This is a genomic window from Virgibacillus sp. M23 (genome assembly GCF_034190895.1).
In the GTDB taxonomy this organism is placed as follows: domain Bacteria; phylum Bacillota; class Bacilli; order Bacillales; family Amphibacillaceae; genus Virgibacillus; species Virgibacillus salarius.
In genome coordinates this window covers 1-18733 of sequence record NZ_JAWDHA010000040.1, presented here as the reverse complement: position 1 = coordinate 18733, position 18733 = coordinate 1, and the positions used below count along the sequence as shown (strand labels likewise).

The 18733-nt window shown below is 34.9% G+C and carries 17 protein-coding genes; 6 read left to right on the top strand and 11 right to left on the bottom strand.

Annotation, left to right across the window (positions count from 1 at the left end):
- The first annotated feature begins 170 nt into the window (after positions 1–170).
- Positions 171–1049: a dipicolinate synthase subunit DpsA gene (gene dpsA / locus RVS70_RS14705; RefSeq protein WP_026682164.1), complete on the top strand. Its 879-nt coding sequence runs from the start codon at positions 171–173 to the stop codon at positions 1047–1049.
- Between the two features lie 409 nt (positions 1050–1458).
- Here the strand turns inward: dpsA and RVS70_RS14700 are convergent, their stop codons facing one another.
- Positions 1459–1830 carry a hypothetical protein gene (locus RVS70_RS14700; protein ID WP_121605003.1) on the bottom strand — a complete coding sequence of 124 codons (372 nt, stop codon included), beginning with the start codon at positions 1828–1830 and terminating at the stop codon, positions 1459–1461.
- Between the two features lie 469 nt (positions 1831–2299).
- Positions 2300–3052, bottom strand: a complete 753-nt coding sequence (locus RVS70_RS14695; protein WP_026682166.1) for an SDR family NAD(P)-dependent oxidoreductase — start codon at positions 3050–3052, stop codon at positions 2300–2302.
- Positions 3053–3502: 450 nt separating this feature from the next.
- Here RVS70_RS14695 and RVS70_RS14690 point away from each other — a divergent pair, with 450 nt between their 5' ends.
- Positions 3503–4156, top strand: a complete 654-nt coding sequence (locus RVS70_RS14690) for a TetR/AcrR family transcriptional regulator (protein ID WP_026682167.1) — start codon at positions 3503–3505, stop codon at positions 4154–4156.
- A gap of 155 nt (positions 4157–4311) precedes the next feature.
- Here RVS70_RS14690 and RVS70_RS14685 read toward each other — a convergent pair whose 3' ends face one another.
- On the bottom strand, positions 4312–5376 hold the full coding sequence (locus RVS70_RS14685; RefSeq protein WP_026682168.1) for an isocitrate/isopropylmalate dehydrogenase family protein: 1065 nt from the start codon (positions 5374–5376) through the stop codon (positions 4312–4314).
- 373 nt (positions 5377–5749) lie between these two features.
- Between RVS70_RS14685 and RVS70_RS14680 the strand changes: the two genes are divergently transcribed.
- Positions 5750–6019: a hypothetical protein gene (locus tag RVS70_RS14680; RefSeq protein WP_026682169.1), complete on the top strand. Its 270-nt coding sequence runs from the start codon at positions 5750–5752 to the stop codon at positions 6017–6019.
- Positions 6020–6194: 175 nt separating this feature from the next.
- On the opposite strand, the gene RVS70_RS14675 is transcribed toward RVS70_RS14680, so the two are convergent.
- Positions 6195–6902, bottom strand: a complete 708-nt coding sequence (locus tag RVS70_RS14675) for a class I SAM-dependent methyltransferase (RefSeq protein ID WP_166529955.1) — start codon at positions 6900–6902, stop codon at positions 6195–6197.
- A gap of 130 nt (positions 6903–7032) precedes the next feature.
- Here RVS70_RS14675 and RVS70_RS14670 point away from each other — a divergent pair, with 130 nt between their 5' ends.
- Positions 7033–7824, top strand: a complete 792-nt coding sequence (locus tag RVS70_RS14670; RefSeq protein WP_026682171.1) for a DUF2268 domain-containing protein — start codon at positions 7033–7035, stop codon at positions 7822–7824.
- A gap of 29 nt (positions 7825–7853) precedes the next feature.
- On the opposite strand, the gene essA is transcribed toward RVS70_RS14670, so the two are convergent.
- The 7 genes from essA to RVS70_RS14635 all read right to left on the bottom strand — a co-directional run bounded on the left by essA (position 7854) and on the right by RVS70_RS14635 (position 18046).
- Positions 7854–8303: a type VII secretion protein EssA gene (gene essA / locus RVS70_RS14665; RefSeq protein ID WP_026682172.1), complete on the bottom strand. Its 450-nt coding sequence runs from the start codon at positions 8301–8303 to the stop codon at positions 7854–7856.
- Entirely contained in the window at positions 8284–11115 is a 2832-nt protein-coding gene (gene esaA / locus RVS70_RS14660) for a type VII secretion protein EsaA (RefSeq protein ID WP_321133818.1), read from the bottom strand. Before esaA ends, essA begins: the two co-directional genes overlap by 20 nt.
- On the bottom strand, positions 11116–15519 hold the full coding sequence (gene essC, locus RVS70_RS14655; protein ID WP_121605001.1) for a type VII secretion protein EssC: 4404 nt from the start codon (positions 15517–15519) through the stop codon (positions 11116–11118). It lies immediately after the preceding gene.
- A gap of 27 nt (positions 15520–15546) precedes the next feature.
- A complete protein-coding gene (gene essB, locus RVS70_RS14650; protein ID WP_121605000.1) occupies positions 15547–16770 on the bottom strand; it encodes a type VII secretion protein EssB in 1224 nt (407 codons plus the stop codon).
- 39 nt (positions 16771–16809) lie between these two features.
- The gene (locus RVS70_RS14645; RefSeq protein WP_121604999.1) at positions 16810–17049 is read right to left on the bottom strand and encodes an EsaB/YukD family protein; all 240 of its coding nucleotides are present in this window, start codon (positions 17047–17049) and stop codon (positions 16810–16812) included.
- A gap of 133 nt (positions 17050–17182) precedes the next feature.
- A complete protein-coding gene (locus RVS70_RS14640) occupies positions 17183–17476 on the bottom strand; it encodes a WXG100 family type VII secretion target (protein WP_026682177.1) in 294 nt (97 codons plus the stop codon).
- 315 nt (positions 17477–17791) lie between these two features.
- Positions 17792–18046 (bottom strand): hypothetical protein, encoded by a 255-nt coding sequence (locus tag RVS70_RS14635; protein WP_026682178.1) that lies wholly within the window; start codon positions 18044–18046, stop codon positions 17792–17794.
- 209 nt (positions 18047–18255) lie between these two features.
- Here RVS70_RS14635 and RVS70_RS14630 point away from each other — a divergent pair, with 209 nt between their 5' ends.
- Positions 18256–18357 carry a YjcZ family sporulation protein gene (locus RVS70_RS14630; protein WP_080668726.1) on the top strand — a complete coding sequence of 34 codons (102 nt, stop codon included), beginning with the start codon at positions 18256–18258 and terminating at the stop codon, positions 18355–18357.
- 31 nt (positions 18358–18388) lie between these two features.
- Positions 18389–18538 carry a YjcZ family sporulation protein gene (locus tag RVS70_RS14625; protein ID WP_034679373.1) on the top strand — a complete coding sequence of 50 codons (150 nt, stop codon included), beginning with the start codon at positions 18389–18391 and terminating at the stop codon, positions 18536–18538.
- Positions 18539–18733: the final 195 nt, after the last annotated feature.

Genomic DNA, 18733 nt, shown 5'->3' with positions numbered 1-18733 from the left:
TCTCCTCATAATAAGAAAATTGTCATAAGAGACAAGCAATGTATTGTAAAATAAAAAAGTGAGTTTTGTTTGCTCCATCGTTTCTTATTTATGTTATGCAATATTATTCTTTAATAAAGTAATCAGCTCTTGTACGAATGAATGTATTTACCTGAAGGGAGATGTTTTATTTGCAAAATAATTTACATGTATTGATAATGGGTGGAGATGCTCGATATCTACATGTGATCCGCATGTTAGCGCAGGAAAACATAACCGTCTACGTGATTGGATATGATCATATTCATTTTAATGAAATAAATGTTCAGCATGTCGAGTTAGAAAGTATTGACCACTCCATTTTAAATGCTATTATACTTCCTGTTGCTGGTACTGATACAAAAGGAAAAGTAGAAGTAACTTATTCAGACAAGTCAATATATTTAACCGAACAGCTTTTATCTTGTACACCATCAAATTGTGTTATTTACACCGGTACTTCCAATAATTACTTAGATCATGCAACAGCTGCTACGAATCGTAAATTAGTTAAACTCTTTGCTCGTGATGATATTGCTATTTATAATTCTATTCCAACCGCTGAAGGTGCACTTAAAATAGCCATAGAAGAAACAGATGTAACAATACATGGCTCTAATGTTAGTATACTTGGATTTGGAAGAGTAGGCATGACGGTCGCAAGATTATTTCAATCGGTTGGTGCACATGTATCTGTCGCAGTTAGAAGCTCCACCGCAATCGCTCGCATTACAGAGATGGGCTTTACGCCCGTTCAGTTGCGTGATTTAAAGCAAGCAATTGAAACAATGGATATTTGTATTAATACCATACCAGATAACGTAGTTGATAAAACCATCATTTCAGCAATGAAGCCAAGTATGTTTATCATTGATTTAGCATCAAAACCCGGAGGAACAGACTTTAACTTTGCAGCAAAACAGGGTATTAAAGCTTCGCATGCACTTGGTCTACCAGGTAAGGTTGCATCAAAGTCCGCTGGGATAATCATTGCTAATGTTTTATTGAGCTTATTAGAAGAAAGAGCTTAACAATTGTACCATATTACAATGATCACCTTTACGATTCGTATTAAATACTCACGGTTGAAGCGATCGTTTCGTTCATCATGAACTATGAAGTAAATGAGATAGAGACAAAAGTAATCTATATATGGAACAACTAGAAATGATGGTTCGTGTAACTAACTCGCTCCAGAAATATCTTCGCTTTCCACGAGCGAATGGTGAGTCTCTCCTCTTACTGACGCACTTTGGCAGCTCACTGCTGCCTTTCCTTTGGAAAGATAAGGAAGGCTTGTAGCAACGTTACTCCACGTAGAAAAAGAGCGCTCTTCTTTCCAAGGAGTCTACGTATATTTCTGGTGATAGAATAGTGTATTGTTCATCATTAGACCTTAAAATGCTGTTTTAATTATGTCCCAACCTCATCCTCATTTCTTTATCTCCATCTCAGGAATATCGTAATTTTGCAACAGTCCCGATTAGAATGAACCGTTTTTTTACTGAAATTTAAACGCAATTCATCTGGCGTAAACCCAACCTCGATGGTAGAAGTAATATTTAATGATTGAATTAAGCGCTTCACTTCTTCATGATCAGACTGTTGAGCAGCACTCATTATCTGCCTATCAAATTCTTTTGAGGTAGATAACTTATTCAGAACGACACGTACGTCATTCATAAGCCTTACCGTTTCATTTGCTGATTCATAGAAAAACTCTATATTAACAGGAGGAAGTTGCTCCCGAACCGGTATATACACAGGATATAAGGTGGTGGGATAATAACTCGGAACATAATAATACATCATACTTCAGCCCCTTTCACAAGGAGATTTACCTATATACTCTTTATATGCAGTAAGTTTCATTTTTGGGACCTCCTTTTATGGAAAGAAAAAGAGAGCAACCTATACTTCAGAAAATTATTTATGTCATTCATACAGGTTTCTACTAGCGGTATCTTGTTAACTTCCATATAGACGAACTACCACTAGTTCCTTTCAAATACGACAATCAAAAAATTTCGCCTTTTAAAGGATACAGTTCAAACTTTACCTGAGTAAACAAGGAGAATATTTTACATGCTACTACGCTTAAACCACTTGAAAAAGCACTAGATCAAACGAGTAGTTAATAAAAGCTAAAGCCGCCCCCAGGTAGATTTTTTACTCTAACAGGGGGGCGATACCTTTATGAATGCGGTCGGCTTTTTTGTTCTAAACGATTTGTAATAATTTTAATAAACTTTCTGCATAGCACTTTTCTACGTTACGCACCTTATTTTGCAACCACGCCACCATCAACTGGTAATTCCACCCCTGTGATATGATAGGCAGCATCTGATGCTAAGAACAACACAGCTTCTGCTACCTCGATTGGCTTACCTAATTGCGGCAATGCAGTTTGTGCAAGGAACCATTGCTTCATATCTTCTCGTTCAAAGAATTCCTCACTCATCGGTGTCTTTATAAATCCTGGATGAACAGAATTCACGCGAATATTGTCTTTTCCATAATCAACGGCAGCAGCTTTCGTTAACATACGTACTCCACCCTTAGATGCGGTGTAAGCACCAGCACCTGAACTACCAGTCAATCCTGCAATGGAAGAAATATTTATGATCGATCCACCTTTATTTTCACGCATATGCGGAATAGCTAATTTTATACCAAGAAATGTACTAGTTAAATTAATATTAATAATTTGATTCCAGCGTGCAAGCGTCAATTCTTCCATTGGTTCTGGCTGAGAAATTCCAGCATTATTTACAAGAATATCTAATTTTCCATGCGTATCAATGGTCGTTTGCATAACACTCTTCCAATCATCCTCTGAGGTAACATCATGTGCTAAAGCTAGCGCCTCACCACCAGCTGCTTTTATTTCATCAACTACCTCTTGAACAGCATTCACTTGAATATCTGTTGCAACTACTTTTGCACCTTCTTTTGCAAAAAGCAATGCTTCTTCTTTTCCCATACCACTACCAGATCCTGTTATAATTGCAACTTTATTTGTAAGCCTTGTCATGCTAATTAGCCCCTTTCAATTTGTGAATTAATCATAATGATAGTTTCACTATCATTATGATATTATCATTATAGTATTGTTTAAGAAATAGTTCCAATAGAATTGCTCAAAAACGATTCAAATTGACGAATATGAATTAGTTTGCTAGGATTTTTAGATGATATTCATTTATAATTATCATCTTTTCCGAATTTTTTATCCCACATATATTGGTAAATGGGGGATAAACACCCCAACTGATTGAAGTTTCACTTTATCCCGCATATAACTGGCAGTAAGACCCCAATTTAAGCAATAAAGCGAAACCAATATGGATAAGTGGGGGATCAACTGCCAGTAAATGTCCGATTGGTTCAACTAACAATCAGTGGGGGATAACCCCCCCTCCAACTGATTGAAGTTTCACTTTATATACATAAAACTTTTATCATTTAAAAAGGAGAAAGACCAATGAATCCGCAGGATAGATGGAAACAAGAAAGAATGGAAGGGAAAATGAAGCGAAGAAATAGTATTATCCTAGCTGCAGAAAAAGTATTTGCTAAAAAAGGTTTTGACAATACGACCATGCAGGAAATTGCCGATGAAGAAAATATTGGAATTGCTACTGTCTTCCGATACTTTCCTAAAAAGGAGAAGCTAATTGTAGCAGTAGCGATTAATATTGTGGAAAAATATATACCTATTTTTCAATCTATTGCTGATATGAATGGTAGTTGTTTAGATAAAATGGAAAGAATGTTTGATTTCTTTATCTCAGAAATAAATGAAGAGAAACTGGAAAATATGCAGCTTCTTGAGGTTTTTAAAAGTTATGCTTCTCTACAAACAGAGCCGTTGGAAGATATTGAAGCATATAATAGGTCGCAAAATAAAATATCAGTGATACTTGCATCCATTATAGAAGATGGGAAACAAGATGGATCTATACGATCTGACATCGATATAAAAAAGGTTCTAACCACTATTACGAATTCGTTTGGGCTCTTTTCTAGAAAGCTGTTGCTTTATGAACGAATCCCTATGCTTAAAGGAGATTTAGAGGCTGAAGAACAATTAAAAATCCTAAAAAATATTTTTATCGATTACTTACAACCAAGCTAACAAACGAAGGAGACTAGTACAGTCGTATTTTACTAAAGAAAATCAGAATGGCTGCAAATGTTCTCAACTAGCATTTGCAGCCATCCGTTTTTTTTCTGGTTTTAATTATTTATTGCGATTTTGATAAATGTTATTCAGCGTTGCCCGCCCTTTTCTTACAAGCTTTTTAAGATCGTACAAACAGAATCTCCTACTTCCGTAGTTGACGCCGTCCCTCCCATATCGGCAGTTAAATTAACCTTGTTAATGAATAAGGCTTCAATAGTTGTTATTACCTTATCATGGATATCCTTTCTACCTAATTGTTCATACAAAAGTGCCAACGACCAGATTTGAGCAATCGGGTTCGCAATACCTTTTCCAGCAATATCTGGAGCTGAACCATGAACCGGCTCAAACATAGAAGGAAACTCACCTCCAGGATTTATGTTTGCAGAAGGGGATATCCCTAAACCTCCTACAATTGCAGATCCTAAATCAGAAAGGATATCACCAAATAAATTCGTTGCTAATACGACTTGAAAATCTTGAGGACGCTGTACAAAGTATGCAGCCAATGCATCTATATAATATTTTTCATATGAAATATCTAGATATTCCCCAGCAACACCCTCTATAATTCTGTCCCAAAATTTCATAGAGTGAATAATCGCATTTGATTTAGTTGCATTCGTAACCTTTGTTAAATTTTGCTTTTGCGCATAGGAAAATGCGAATTCTGCTATTTGTGTAACACCTTGTTTTGTCATTATATTATTTTGGATCGCCAATTCCCTGTGCTCTCCCGCAAACATTATTCCTCCAGCATTAGAGTATTCTCCTTCTGCGTTTTCTCTTATTAGCACAAAATCAATCGGTTTAGTGGATTGGTTACGTATCGGAGTATCCATACCTTTAAGTAATTTAATTGGTCGAAAGTTAACATACTGTTGAAATGATTTTCGAATTGGCATAATTAGTTCCCATAATGTAACATCATCTGGTACTCTTTCATCTCCGATTGCTCCGAAAAGAATCGCATCATATTCCTTAAGCTGCTTTAATCCATTTTCTGGCATCATACGACTGGTTTGTAAATAATAATCCGAATTCCAATTAAATATATCATATGTAATATGAATTGATTCTTTGGTATTAATAATTTCCAATACTTTTAACGCTTCATTCATCACTTCAACACCGATTCCATCACCAGGAATAACAGCTATTTTATAGTCCATATACTGTCCCCTTTCCTTTACAGCCTCTTTGTTAACGTATATGAAAATGAAGGTAGTAAATATGCTACTAAGCGAAACACCAAAGGATCAGAAAACTATACATGAATGAAGGTACTACAATTATCTAAGGTGCATCATCATGATATAAAAAAGTTGACCTTTCATTATTGTAAGGCTAACGTCACATAAATACATAGGTAATACTTCCTTTAGATACTATAATCAAAATTGTAATACTAAACAGTAGGGAGGTTAATCATCATGAAACAATTTATTTCGATATTCATAACGATATTGGAAACTTTTATTAATGGAAAACAGGTTGCTATGAAAATTAATAATGAGTAGCTTTTCATTTAGGAGGGATTGCTCGGTGAAAATAATTGCTGGATTAAGTATAGCAATCATTTTCGTTACCATTTTAACTGGAAGTCAAGGTAACGAAATAGATAATTACCCAAATGATATGATTTTTAATGATCACCATTTCAATAAAACTGGTCCATTTAACATAATAGAAGATGGAGATAAATCATTTCTAATTTTTAATGAGAATATATCTAATAACGACATAAAGAAACGATTAATCGAAAAACTTACAATTGATACTTCTAACCATATGAACAAAGTTGATCCATCATAAAAATCAGTACGTGTTCAACAATACTCTTCACTTAATTAAACTTGCCTTTCTTTATTAGCTCTTTTAGCGTGTACATGTTATCAGGGACATCAAAATGATGCTCTGATATTATACATACTAGCAGATACAAGGCCACATCCTGGATAGTACTAGGAAGTCCCATAATAAACTAGCCTTATAATTTACATCTAAATACTCTAAATCCTAGTTTTTCTTTGAACCTTTCCATTAATTCTTCATGTAAAACTAATACTTCAAACGTATCTTCATCAACCTTTTCAGATAGATCGAAATCATTTGTATCCTCTAATGTCATTTCTTCCTTTTTTAACTTCGGTTTTTCCACCCGCACGTGATGAAACCCTTCTCGGTACAATTGTTGCTTCCATGCTTCTTCTGTTTGTATTTCCGTAAATCCATAAAATGATGTTAGCATCCTCTTTTCATGATCCCTTAATGTGCGTTCACATACTATTTCTATCGCAATAAAGACTCCACCTGGCTTTAAGATACGAGTGATTTCTGAAAGGGCACGAGTAATTTCTGTAAAGGAAATAACAGATTCTGAAATAACCATATCGTATTCCTCTGATTTCAGTGGCAGCTGCGTGATATCTGCTTTCATGGTTTGAACTGGAAGCTTGCGCAGCTTAAATCGATTTATCGCTTTATCCACCATCATTTGATTATAATCTACGGCAGTAACGGCACATTGGTAAAACCCTGCAAGATATGCCGCCGTTTGCCCAGTCCCACATCCTACATCCAAAATCACTGTTGATTCATTAATGCTTTCCTTTTTCAACAGCTCTTTTGTCAACTTCAATCCCCCTGGATGTGCACCTCCAACTCCAAGTTCGGCTAATCCTTCAAGATAATTCACGTTAAAGTCCTCCTTTCATTGTCAGACTATGACAATACAACAATTTCGGTCACAAAAATACATATAGTCTGGAAACGTCTATAAAAAAAGCGCATATGCTATCAAAATAATGATGTAAGGGTGGGGAAAAATGGGAGTTATACGGACAGATCAATGGTTGTTAAAGCACTATAAAACCCCTTTGAAAATCACGGAAAAGATGGAGGATTATTTTGAGCATGCTTACGCTGATGAAATATATGCCCACTTAACCCAATTCGGTATGTACCTGCCACCACTACAAAAACAACGAGTCAGGCAACTTATAAAAAAACAAGTTTGGCAAACCGTAGAGGAAGACTATCAACAGCTAAAAAGACTCTGGAATGGCCCTAGTGTTCCTATTTTCATTTTCCCATCTGATACCACCAACCGTAAGTTAAAAGATGATTATAATAGTAAGGCTGGGCTAACTTTTAAAGATAAACTTTTTTTATTTTTATCCGACACAAATACACCAAATGAAATAAAAGCATTACTTACGCATGAATATAATCATGCCTGTCGATTAACGAACTATTCCAAGGAAGAAGCAGATTATACTTTACTAGACACGATTATTTTAGAGGGGTTGGCAGAAAATGCTGTACGTGAACGGCTAGGTGAAAAATATACAGCATTCTATACAAGTAAATATTCAGATGATATGTTAAACGTTTTTTGGGAAAAACATATTCTACCTCATAACCAACTATCAAAAAAAAGTAGAAAACATCATCACATTCTTTATGGACTTCAATTTTATCCATTCATGATGGGTTATTCCGTTGGCAATTATCTAGTTAAAAAATACCTGGAAAAACATCGAGCTACTAGTCAGGAATTGCTAACATTAACTAGTGAAAAGATAGCAGAGCTAGATAATGTTGATATTAGGGGTTGAGTCGATTAAATAAATACAATCCCATAAAATTAATTATGGGATTGCTTGTACTTTGGAATAATCAGCAAAAACATTGCAGCAATAATAATGACCACAGTAACTATCAATACAGTTAAGATATTGGACGGACTTTCCGTTGGCTGTATCTCTTGTTTTCGGATAGTATTTCGATCTTGCTTTGAAAAAAGTGCTAATTGATCTGCTTTTGCTATAATCGTATTTGCTTCTAGTCGAGAAATTTGGAATAATTGCTCCCTTAACTGCATACTATCTGTTTGATCCTGCTTTTGGAATGTTAAATGTTTTTGTTCCTCTGGTAATTCTCCTCTTTTGCTTACATCATTTTGATATGATTTTTTTATTTCTATTTCCTTTTCTTTGTATTCATTAGGTTCCGGTGTATCGCTTCCTTCAGCAAAAACGGGACTACACCAGAAATAAGCTACTAGAACGAGTAAACTAAAGTGCTTCTTCTTCATCCTCATCCACCTTAGACTTATTTTTAAACTGCTGAATCGTGTAAATAAGAGCTGACATGAGTAACGATATTAAGGCTAGTATGAACATAGCTAAATAGGTGGATTCGCCTGTACCATATTGTAAAGAAATATATACATCCGTTATCGGATTATTAAATCGAAACTCCGGTACAATTAGATCTACTAAAGGTGAAATAAAAAACACGATCATCATCATACTTGTTATCCAACCGACAAATTGGCCAATAAATAATCCCCCACGAACTATGTTTGCACAGGTAACCAACAACAATATAGTAAATAGCGACCATTGCATAGCTCTAGCATTATCTAATGAATACATGTTCAATCCATAAATACTAATAATCAACCCTACAGCTATATTTAAGAGCAAGAACAGTCCGCCTTGAACAAGATAGGATGTATTGGAATAGTAATTACTTAAAAAACCAATTAATAAACCACTTAATAAAATAATGATAAACATTATTACTGGTGGAATCCTATCTTCTGTTTCTGCTTTTACTTGACCATTCAGCTGTCCTTCCACTTGTACAGGATTTGATAAATAATTGAAAACAAGTGGATTTACTTGTCCATCCACAATTGTATTTCCTAGGATATCATAGATTTCATTCCGTACCTTTTCAGATGAAGCAACGTTTTGTGACCATTTATTATTTAATTCATCTGATTGCTGCTGAACCGTATTTACTTGTTCCTGTAGCTCTTCTGTGGAGGAAGTTATTTGATTTTGGTTTTCATTTAGTTTATTTAACAGTTCAGCCATATGCTCTAAATCAGACATGGTACCTTGCTGAATTTCGACCATCATTTCTCCATCTAATTGTTCTAGGACAGGAGATATCTTCCATTCAAAGGTATGATCGTTAATTTTCTGTAGTTTCTCTGTAATATTAGCTGAACCAAGCTCCATTTCTTCTATAATACTTTTAATATTTGTTTTTCCTTGATTCAGTTTATCATTATAAGAAGCAAATAAATCTTCTGTGTTTTTAATTAATTCACTAAGACCTATCCTTTCTTCTCCTACTGATTTTGATGAATTAATAGCGTTTAAATTCTTGCCAAATACATCATTGAGTTTTGTATAATAATTTGAATTTAAAGTAGTTAATGTATGTAATTCCTTCTCAAAAACGCTCAAAATGTCATTATTTACTTTTTTCTTTTGATTTAATGTATTCATGTAGACTGATAACTCTTCTGAATACACAATTAAAGAAATAAGTGGTTTATTATCCAATTTTAATTTTTCAAACTCACCCTTTAAAAACTCCCTTCTTTCATCAGATATTTCTTTACTTACTAATATTTTGTTTTGTTTCTCTTCAATGTTATTAACTAATTTCAAAATGGGCTCTTCTATCTGATCCATCAGTTTTTTATAAGTTTTATTCCATTCATTGACGTGTTCTTCCCATACATCAATAATTTCATTAGGATTTGGATTGTTAGATTGCAATTCTACTAAAGCATTTAACTCCGTATCTAATTTTGCGAAGTTATTGACTATATTATTCCAGTCAGCCTTATCTTCTTTAGGAATTTCCGGCTCTTCCTCACTTGCGGCTGAAAACTGATCAATAGCCTTACCCAACTCTGCCATATGTTCACTCAGTTTTGCTAAATCAATTGTAATAACTTCATTCACATTAGGAGCTGTTGGAATATCAATGATATCTCTTTTTAAACCTTTTAAATTACGTATAGCTTTGTCTAGTTTAGTATTTGGTTCGTTTAAAAATTTATCTTTATACGTATTTATTTTTAATAAAAGTAATTCATATTTTTTTGCTTGTATTTCATTCCACTTATCCACATAGTTTCTACCGTGTACTACATTATTCTTTAAATGTTCAAAATTACCCGATAATTGATTTCTATTTTCTTTAAATAGCACCGATTGCTGCTTAAACTGTTCTTCAATTGAAGTTATACTTTCTTCAAGAGCCTGATGATATCTCGTCAATCCTTCATGAAATGCCTCTTGGTTTTCATCTAGATATATTTCTAATAAACGCTGTTGTTTCTTTTGCGTTTCTTTATATTCATTTAATGCTTTGGCAAAGGACTTCATTTTGTTTTCGACTTTTTCAGCAGTATGAACATTGCTTGATGATATCTCATCAACTTGACTCGTATCCTTTAATATGTTTTTCAAGTTAGATTTATGTACATCTATTTCATACGCTAATGTTTTTGACGAAGGTGTATAGAAGGAATACATTGCATCTTGAAAAGCAATTTCTTTTTCAACAATTAAATCAAACTGATCCCGAATATGATTGACCTGCTGAGAAACATAATTCCAATATAACGATATCATTTCTTGATTAATTATATTTTTAGCATTCGCCATTTGCCTATGGATTCGTTGTCGTTCCTTCGCTTCCAAATTAGGCTGAATTACATAATGAAGTGATGCCTTTGTCGGCTGATTCTCTTTAAAGGTCATTATATTTTTGGAGTAATTGGAAGGGATATACATAATCGCATCGTAATTTTTATTAGCAAGCCCCTGCTCTGCTGTACTTCGATTAACTACGGTCCATGAGTAATCCTCCTGATCTTTTAATAGGATAGGTATTTCATGCCCAAGATTAATCGACTGTAATTCACTTTCATATCCAGTATCTTCATTAACAATTGCCACACTTCGAATACTTGACTCTTCTTCCAGAATAATTCTAGGTTGACTATCCACATAACGAAATAATAGAAGTGGTAATAGTAATATAATTAGTACCTTCATGCTTAACCCTATGGATGCTTTCATTCCCTTGTCCATTTAATAGGTCACCCCTTCAAGGTCATAGCGTGGAATCTGAATTTTTATTGGGTTACCGTTTTTTACATAATAGCCAAAACCTGCTTTAATTTCTTGTTCATTACGTGTATATGGTAATGAAAGCAAGTTTTGCTCAGATTTTTTCATGAGTAAGATTGCTTGTTTCACTTGTTTGACTTCATTTGTAAATGGATCAAACCCTTTGGAAAATTCATTCGCACCACCAGAGACGATAACACTAAACCCAAGATGACTATTATGCTTCATAAAATTTGCTAATTTTGTTTGGAGCATAGTATCCAATTTCTGCTGAAAATTACTCATTCCGTCAATCATAAGTATATATGGAGAAAATAAGATTTTTGCTGTTTTTCTTTCCATCAAAGCTTCCCTATATGTTTGCTCTCGACGTTCAAACTCTCGTTCAATTTCTTTCAACCATGTTATTAATTCTTCCTTCGTTTCCATATAATTAACGGAATCTTCCTCTACATAGTTTGCTAATGAATGATTAATAGAATCAAATAATCCAATTATAGCTTTCTCCTTCATTCGATGGATAATAACTTTGCACACATTTGATTTACCTTTTTGTGTATCGCCAAGAATCAGGCAATGTCGATTTGTTTGCCAGTCCAGATACACAGGTTTTACATTTGCTTCATCCAAGCCAATTGCCGGGGTTTGTCCAGACAATTGAACATCTGAACGATTAAGAAATGATTGATATGATAACTTATGTGGTAACATCGGAATCGACTTTGGCTTCGGAGCATCTACATAGGTTTTATTTAGTAGTTGAATTATTCCTTTAATGCCTGTTAATACCTCAACATCACTTTCGCCACTTGAAGGCAGATAAATTTGCGCAAGAAATGGCTCTTCATTCTTAATATAAACTCTTCCAGGAATTGCCTCTGTTTCATATGCGGTCTTTCCAAGGATCGCATATTTATCCGACGTATCCATCAAGTAATGCACAATTTTTGTTTTCAGATTACTCATCAACGCATGCTTTACCGCGTTGGTTCGTGAAGCAGTCAGAATTGTATAAATACCAAGCGATTGACCATCTCTAGCAATTTGGATAAAGCGATTGTCTATTTCCTGCAATTCTTCTTTTACTAAATCATAGTTATCAATCACGATAAAGATAATTGGTAACTCCTCTTCTACTAAAGCATTATACATTTTAATATTACTAACTTCCTGATCCCTAAATAACTGCTTTCGCTCTTCCATCTGTGCTGACATAAAAGTGAAGAACTTCTCAATCTTTCTATGGTCATCTGACCGAAAATAATCTCCAGTTTGTGGCAGTTGTTGTAGTGGTAGAAGTGCTCCATTTCCAAAATCAAAAATATAATAGTTCATCTTTTCAGGGCTATTCTTCATTGAGAAACGAAGTAAAAATGTAAGTATTGTCGTTGATTTCCCATAGCCTGAAGAGCCGAAAATACCAATGTTTCCATCGTCCATGACACGATAAAGATAACTAGTCTGTCTTTGTTGATCAGGTTCATCTACCAAACCTATCTCGTACGCATTATCTGCTACAATGTTGTCCTCTGTTTTTGTAATTCTCTGTGGGAGAGGAGGTAGCCAAGGACTTTGTAATTTGCGGATTTGCAATTCCTCTTGCACCTTGGAGATTTCCTCTACCACTGCATCTATTTCCGTTTTCTTATGCCTTGCTCCACTTTCTTCTGTTGAAACCTCTGATAAAGGAATAAGACCTAAGTCTGTAACCAACGCAACTTCATCCTCCGTACCAAACGCATCCTTTGTATATGGTCCCCCACTCCACGCGGATTGAAAAAGTTCATATACCTCATTATTTCCCACTTGTAAATATCCTCGTCCAGTGGTTGTGATTTTTGACGCATCACCATTCTTCAGAACCTCTTTGCTATCACTTTCCTCTTGAACTTTTAAAGCAATCTTGAACCGTGCATTGCTCCAAATTTGGTCATCAATAATACCACCAGGTTTTTGCGTAGCAAGAATTAAGTGTACTCCCAAACTTCTTCCAATTCGTGCAGCACTAACTAATTCTCTAATAAATTCCGGTTCTTCTCTCTTTAGCTCTGCAAATTCATCAGAGATTAAAAAGAGATGCGGCATTGGTTCCACGGCATCCCCTCGCTTATATAGAAGCATATAATCATGAATATGATTTACTTCATGGAGATCAAATAAACGCTGCCGTCTTCTCAATTCACTTTTAATTGAAGCAAGTGCTCGTTTACTAAAATTATTACTCCCTTCAATGTTTGTGATTGTACCTAATAAATGCGGAATGTGTTTAAATGGCTGAGCCATCCCACCACCCTTATAATCTATTAATAGAAAAGCTACCTCGTAAGGATGAAAATGAACAGCTAAAGATAAAATATAGGTTTGTAGAAATTCACTTTTTCCTGAGCCCGTTGTACCAGCTAACAAACCATGTGGTCCATGTGCTTTTTCATGTAGGTTTAATAATACGTGATCATCTTTTCCTTTAAGACCAACTGGTACAGCAAGTGATTTGGCGGACTGATTCTCTCGCCACTTATTGGCAATGTCTAAACAACGAATATCTGCTGATTGAAATAATTGTAAGAAGGTTACTTTCTCTGGAATTGAATTGTTCATCCCTAATTGATGATCCAAAGATCTCAGCGTTCGCGCAAAGGTTTCATTATCCTGTTTTTGATGCCCGTCAAGTTTAAATGGTATATGTACGGCTTTTTGATGTTGAATCAAGATATCTCCTTGCTGATCATCAATGTATCTTACCAAGGTGTGTATATGCTCCGATAAGCTTTCTTTCGTATCTGCTGCAAAAATAGTTGAGATGCCAATTGAAGCGTGTTCACCTTCTAAATATTCTAATATAGCATGTTCAGAAATTAACTGACGGTTCGTAATGATAAACACAAAATGCGGAGAAAAGGTTATTTTACCCTTTTCTTCGTCTAAATCTCGTTCCTTTAACATTTCATAAATGGAAGAAAGTAGTTGATCACGTGTCTGTTCATTATAAATGAATCCTTTAGCGTATGTATGTGGTAACTGAAAATGTGGCAACCATTTCATCCACTCCCATTGCTTATACTCTTCCTCATGAAATATAGTTACAAATCGAATATCATGATAGCTTTGGGAAAAACTTAATTGACCAACAATTTGCTGAATTTCCTTCTTTACGATTGAATCTTTACCAACCATTCCCATTGAACCTTGGGATAGATCAATAACTAATGGTACATTATTGACATACTTATAATGGGCAACAAGCTCCTGTGATTTTTCCAATAAATCATCCATTTCTTGGTTGGACATATCACTTCGTTGGACAGAAACATCGTAGGTAGATGGCACTCTTGCTCTACCAATACGAAACCGCAAAAAGTCATTACTTACTAATGTTCGTTCCCAGATACGATCACTAATTTCTTTTGTCAAATACTTCATGCGTTCAAATGAAGGGAAATGATAATAAAGTACCTCACGCTGTTTATTCGATAACTGGTAAAGTTCTTCACGCTTATTTTTTAAATAGCGTGTATATAACCTTTTTCGCTTTTCCTGCTTCTTAAGCTGATTTTTCTTTTCTTTAAAATATTGTACAGTAGAAGTTATTAGCGATGTACCAAACATTGCTAGAGAAATCAAAATAAAAATACCTCGTGGACGTAACAAGGCTACAACCCCCATAACAATAAGCATCATGAGCGGAGGTAAAATAATTAGCCAGATTCCTCGTCTTTCATCATCAATTTCCTCAGAAGGAAACGAAAAAGCAACTTTATCATCGGGCATTTCATAAATCATACGAGGTGTTCTACGAAACGATGGATACTTTTCCTTCATAACCGATGTTGGCTCTTTCATTTCTGTTAATTCTATAGAAAATTGATTATGCGCGTAAACGGTTAAGATATCGTTTTTCTTAATAGAAAAGAATATATATTGATGTAACAATTTATCGCCATACTGTATGGGTGTTACTCCTTTGACAATTTCACCATTTCGAAAAACAGAATCGTTAGTAGGTTGTAATATCCACGAACCATCATGCCTTACTAAGGAAAAATCACGTATGATCAGCTCCGAATGGTTGCCAATGTAATAGTCTTTTTCTTGATACTCCTGGTATCGATAAACAAGCTTTATCATTTGATTGTTTATGTTTAATTCATGCGGCTTGTCGGGTTCAATTTCACCTTTAAAATGCCCGCCATGAAATACTTCCAACTTTTGAACGCCCGTTTTACGAATTAAGATCTTTGATGAGTCTAAGGAGATGGATTGAATCGTAATTGTGTCGCTTAAACTATTCCCTATTAAAATATCTTGTAATCCGCTAAGTGATTGGTATTGATAGGACCCATTATAAAATAACCACAGATGCTCCATAAGATCACCTCCTGTTGTAAACTGTGTTTAATCGCCATTGTTTGATTTCGCTTCTTCATCAATTGGTGGTTCGTCTTGCCCTGAGCTACCCTCCTGGACTTGATCCATTGTTTCTTGATAGTCATCTATTTCTCGTTCAATTTTATTTAGTCTTTCCTCTCTTTCATCTCCACTAAGCTCTTGATCTATTTTTAATGCTTCACGTTGTTTTAATAGACCATACACGATTAAATCTCGGTCCTCCAATAACCTAGCGGTGTCAATTGCTTCTTGATAGTTACCACGTCCAATATTAATCCAATAAGAGAAATATCGCTCATCAGACTGTAAAGTAATGGTATTTTGAACATTTTGTTTTTGATTTTCTGTTAATGATTCATTGACAATGTAAGAGGAAGCAAGCTGATATTTCACTCCATAAGGCATAGATGCTTCATCATAGTTTTCAAGCGTTGTTACCACAGAACTATACTGTTCTTCCATAAATGACCGGTTACTATCTATATAAGCGTTTGTCTGCGGGATTTTGAAAAACAGTGCAAATAAACTATAGAAAAGCGTTGGGATTAATAATAGAGATACAGCGATCAAAGTGTAGCGTTGTACTTTCCATTTTTTTGCTGGCACATGTAATACAGACTGCTCATCTTTCTCTTTATTTTGTAATTGATGAGTGATAATCGACTGTAACTGTTCAAAAGTTTCTGCATCCATAATTTGCTTTGCAATTGGCGACAGATCAAGTGTTTCATGGTGTTTTACATAGGAAGCGAAATCAATTTTATTATCTGCTATCTCCGCAATAACTGCCCTAACTTCTCTCCATAACCTTTCATCATTATCTTCATAAGGTGGTATGCTTTCACTTACACCATAATGTAAAAAATGGGGATTCAATCCATAGTCAAACAATATATTCTCAGGACAAACAATAATTTTTAATCGTTTTAAGGCATGTTTTTGTATATGTTGAACTAAGTTATATGCAAACTGCCACTGTGCCTGTTCACTCTTGGAGTATAGTTTATGAAAAGCATGATAAGATTTAGGTGGCGACAGATAGATTTTTAATTCGTCTTCCGTTCGAACTATTTCTTTACGGATCTCTTGATTAATGGACTTTAACCATTCAATTTCTAATTGATCGTTAAGTTTTACTTTTGCACGGTGAAAACTGATTTCTATTTTTCCATGTTCATACGAAATAGCTGCGTCTGTTTGTTTCTCTAAATATGTAAGCTCCTCAGACATTTCTTTGCTCCTTTAAACTATCAATTCCATCTAGTATCTTTATAGGATTTCGATACAGTCTCCTGTTGTAATGCCACATGCTTGTAAGGTTAACCCACCATTATAAACACGTTCCTTATTTTTTACGCGTATCCAATGTCCTTCTCTTGGTTTTCCTTCTATTTGTTTCGCCTGCCATGTGATATCAATCAGCTGTTTAATCATAAATTGATCAGATAATCGCAGTTCTATATTTTCTTGATGATAGCGTTCAATATTAACCGTGACATATATATACATGTTTTTCTCCCCTATTATTTTCTATTTCGTAAAAAATAGTGCCGGCAATTTACATACTGCGGCACTATGACAAACTTACTATTTCTGTTATTATCCGCATAAAAAAGAAACAAAATAACTACAACTTAGAGTCTTATTTACGCATTTGACTAGCAATAGTTGCATCCGTATCATGGAGTGTTTGTGCCGTTGAAGCTAATTGTCTCTGCACATCCTCTAACAATTCAACCATTTGCATGAATGAAGGACGTAATTCTTCATATTGTCCCGCAAACGCATCTTTTGCATTACCTTCCCAGATTTCCTCTAATTTTTCCATTAGCCCATCCAAATTACCCACAATATTTAGTACATTTCCGCTTTCCATACCATACTGTTGAGCAATAGTTGCTAATTCTTCAGGACTTATACGCATCATGCCAGACATACAAACTTCCTCCAACTTTAATATCTATCGTTCTTTAGTGCCATTATAAAAGAAAATATTGGTAGTAGCTACCACTTAAATAGAATCTTTTCAAAAATAAGTATTTATAACCATGAAATTGAATGCCTTTAAAGTCTCTTACCACTCATAAGTACTATAATACTAGATGTTGACATTACTAATTTCCTACAAAACTATAATAGTTAACCCAAAATTTGCTGGATCAATGATAGAACCTAATAATCCGAAATGATTCAACTGAAATCGTTCGAATTATTAGGTGAATAAAATACGTTTGTCTCATCCTTTCTCTTACTACCAGAAGAAAAATGGCAATACCGCCAACGTTGCAATGGCTCCAAGTGCGACACCAAATCCGAAACCATAACCCGGTCCATAAAATCCAATTCCAAATCCGCCTAAGCCTTGCTGACCAAGTGGTCGTAAATATACTCGATTGGAGCTAACACGGTCAATTATCCCTCGATGAACTCTCCCATTGTGTGTTTTAATTTCGACAGCTTTACCTTTATGTCGTTGACAAACGGAATAGTAATGTGATCCTGACATATCATTCACCCCCCATTTGTAGTACAGATACAACATTTTATGTATAAAATATTGCATTGTAAAAGACAGATGTATCAGGTGAATAGCGGAAATAAAGAGATTTTCCAGAGAAATAGCGCCCAAATTCTGATGATCTGGGTGATAACCTATATCAATTCTTATCTGTGCTCATACATTATTAATGTAAACGGACTGGAGGTGTTAGCAACATGGGTGAAGCAGTAGGCGGATATGGCTACGGCAGTGGCTTTGCTTTAATTGTAGTCTTATTTATCCTGTTGATTATCGTAGGTGCAGCTTACGTTTGTTAATAGGCTATATAAATTAGTAGGAGGGGTTTAAATGGGATTCGGTTATGGATCTAGTTGTGGCTGCGGAGGCTATGGTTATGGAGCTCCAGCAGGTGGTGGATATGGTTACGGTGTTGGCGGATTTGCCTTGATTGTAGTCTTATTCATTCTTCTTATTATCGTTGGCGCAGCTTGGTTGTAATACCTTTCTTATAAAAAATTAGTTTTTTGGTGTTCTTCGTTATTTCAGTATAAAAGAACAACCTATACAAGGGGCTGGGACATAACTAGCCCTTATGAAGTTAAAAAAGATTCCAGTTATCAAAAAATGATAGCTGGAATCTTTTTTGTTATAATTTAGGCTTGTATTTTGCCTGAAGGCGGTGTACTTTCTTAA

Bases quoted from the DNA above. Each gene is read 5' to 3' on its own strand.
- essC (WP_121605001.1), bottom strand. From the start codon at position 15,519: ATGGAGCATCTGTGGTTATTTTATAATGGGTCCTATCAATACCAATCA.
- essB (WP_121605000.1), bottom strand. From the start codon at position 16,770: ATGTCTGAGGAGCTTACATATTTAGAGAAACAAACAGACGCAGCTATT.
- RVS70_RS14630 (WP_080668726.1), top strand. From the start codon at position 18,256: ATGGGTGAAGCAGTAGGCGGATATGGCTACGGCAGTGGCTTTGCTTTA.
- RVS70_RS14625 (WP_034679373.1), top strand. From the start codon at position 18,389: ATGGGATTCGGTTATGGATCTAGTTGTGGCTGCGGAGGCTATGGTTAT.
- essA (WP_026682172.1), bottom strand. From the start codon at position 8,303: ATGAAGAAGAAGCACTTTAGTTTACTCGTTCTAGTAGCTTATTTCTGG.
- RVS70_RS14695 (WP_026682166.1), bottom strand. From the start codon at position 3,052: ATGACAAGGCTTACAAATAAAGTTGCAATTATAACAGGATCTGGTAGT.
- RVS70_RS14670 (WP_026682171.1), top strand. From the start codon at position 7,033: ATGGGAGTTATACGGACAGATCAATGGTTGTTAAAGCACTATAAAACC.
- RVS70_RS14685 (WP_026682168.1), bottom strand. From the start codon at position 5,376: ATGGACTATAAAATAGCTGTTATTCCTGGTGATGGAATCGGTGTTGAA.
- RVS70_RS14640 (WP_026682177.1), bottom strand. From the start codon at position 17,476: ATGTCTGGCATGATGCGTATAAGTCCTGAAGAATTAGCAACTATTGCT.
- RVS70_RS14645 (WP_121604999.1), bottom strand. From the start codon at position 17,049: ATGTATATATATGTCACGGTTAATATTGAACGCTATCATCAAGAAAAT.
- RVS70_RS14700 (WP_121605003.1), bottom strand. From the start codon at position 1,830: ATGATGTATTATTATGTTCCGAGTTATTATCCCACCACCTTATATCCT.
- RVS70_RS14690 (WP_026682167.1), top strand. From the start codon at position 3,503: ATGAATCCGCAGGATAGATGGAAACAAGAAAGAATGGAAGGGAAAATG.
- RVS70_RS14635 (WP_026682178.1), bottom strand. From the start codon at position 18,046: ATGTCAGGATCACATTACTATTCCGTTTGTCAACGACATAAAGGTAAA.
- esaA (WP_321133818.1), bottom strand. From the start codon at position 11,115: ATGGACAAGGGAATGAAAGCATCCATAGGGTTAAGCATGAAGGTACTA.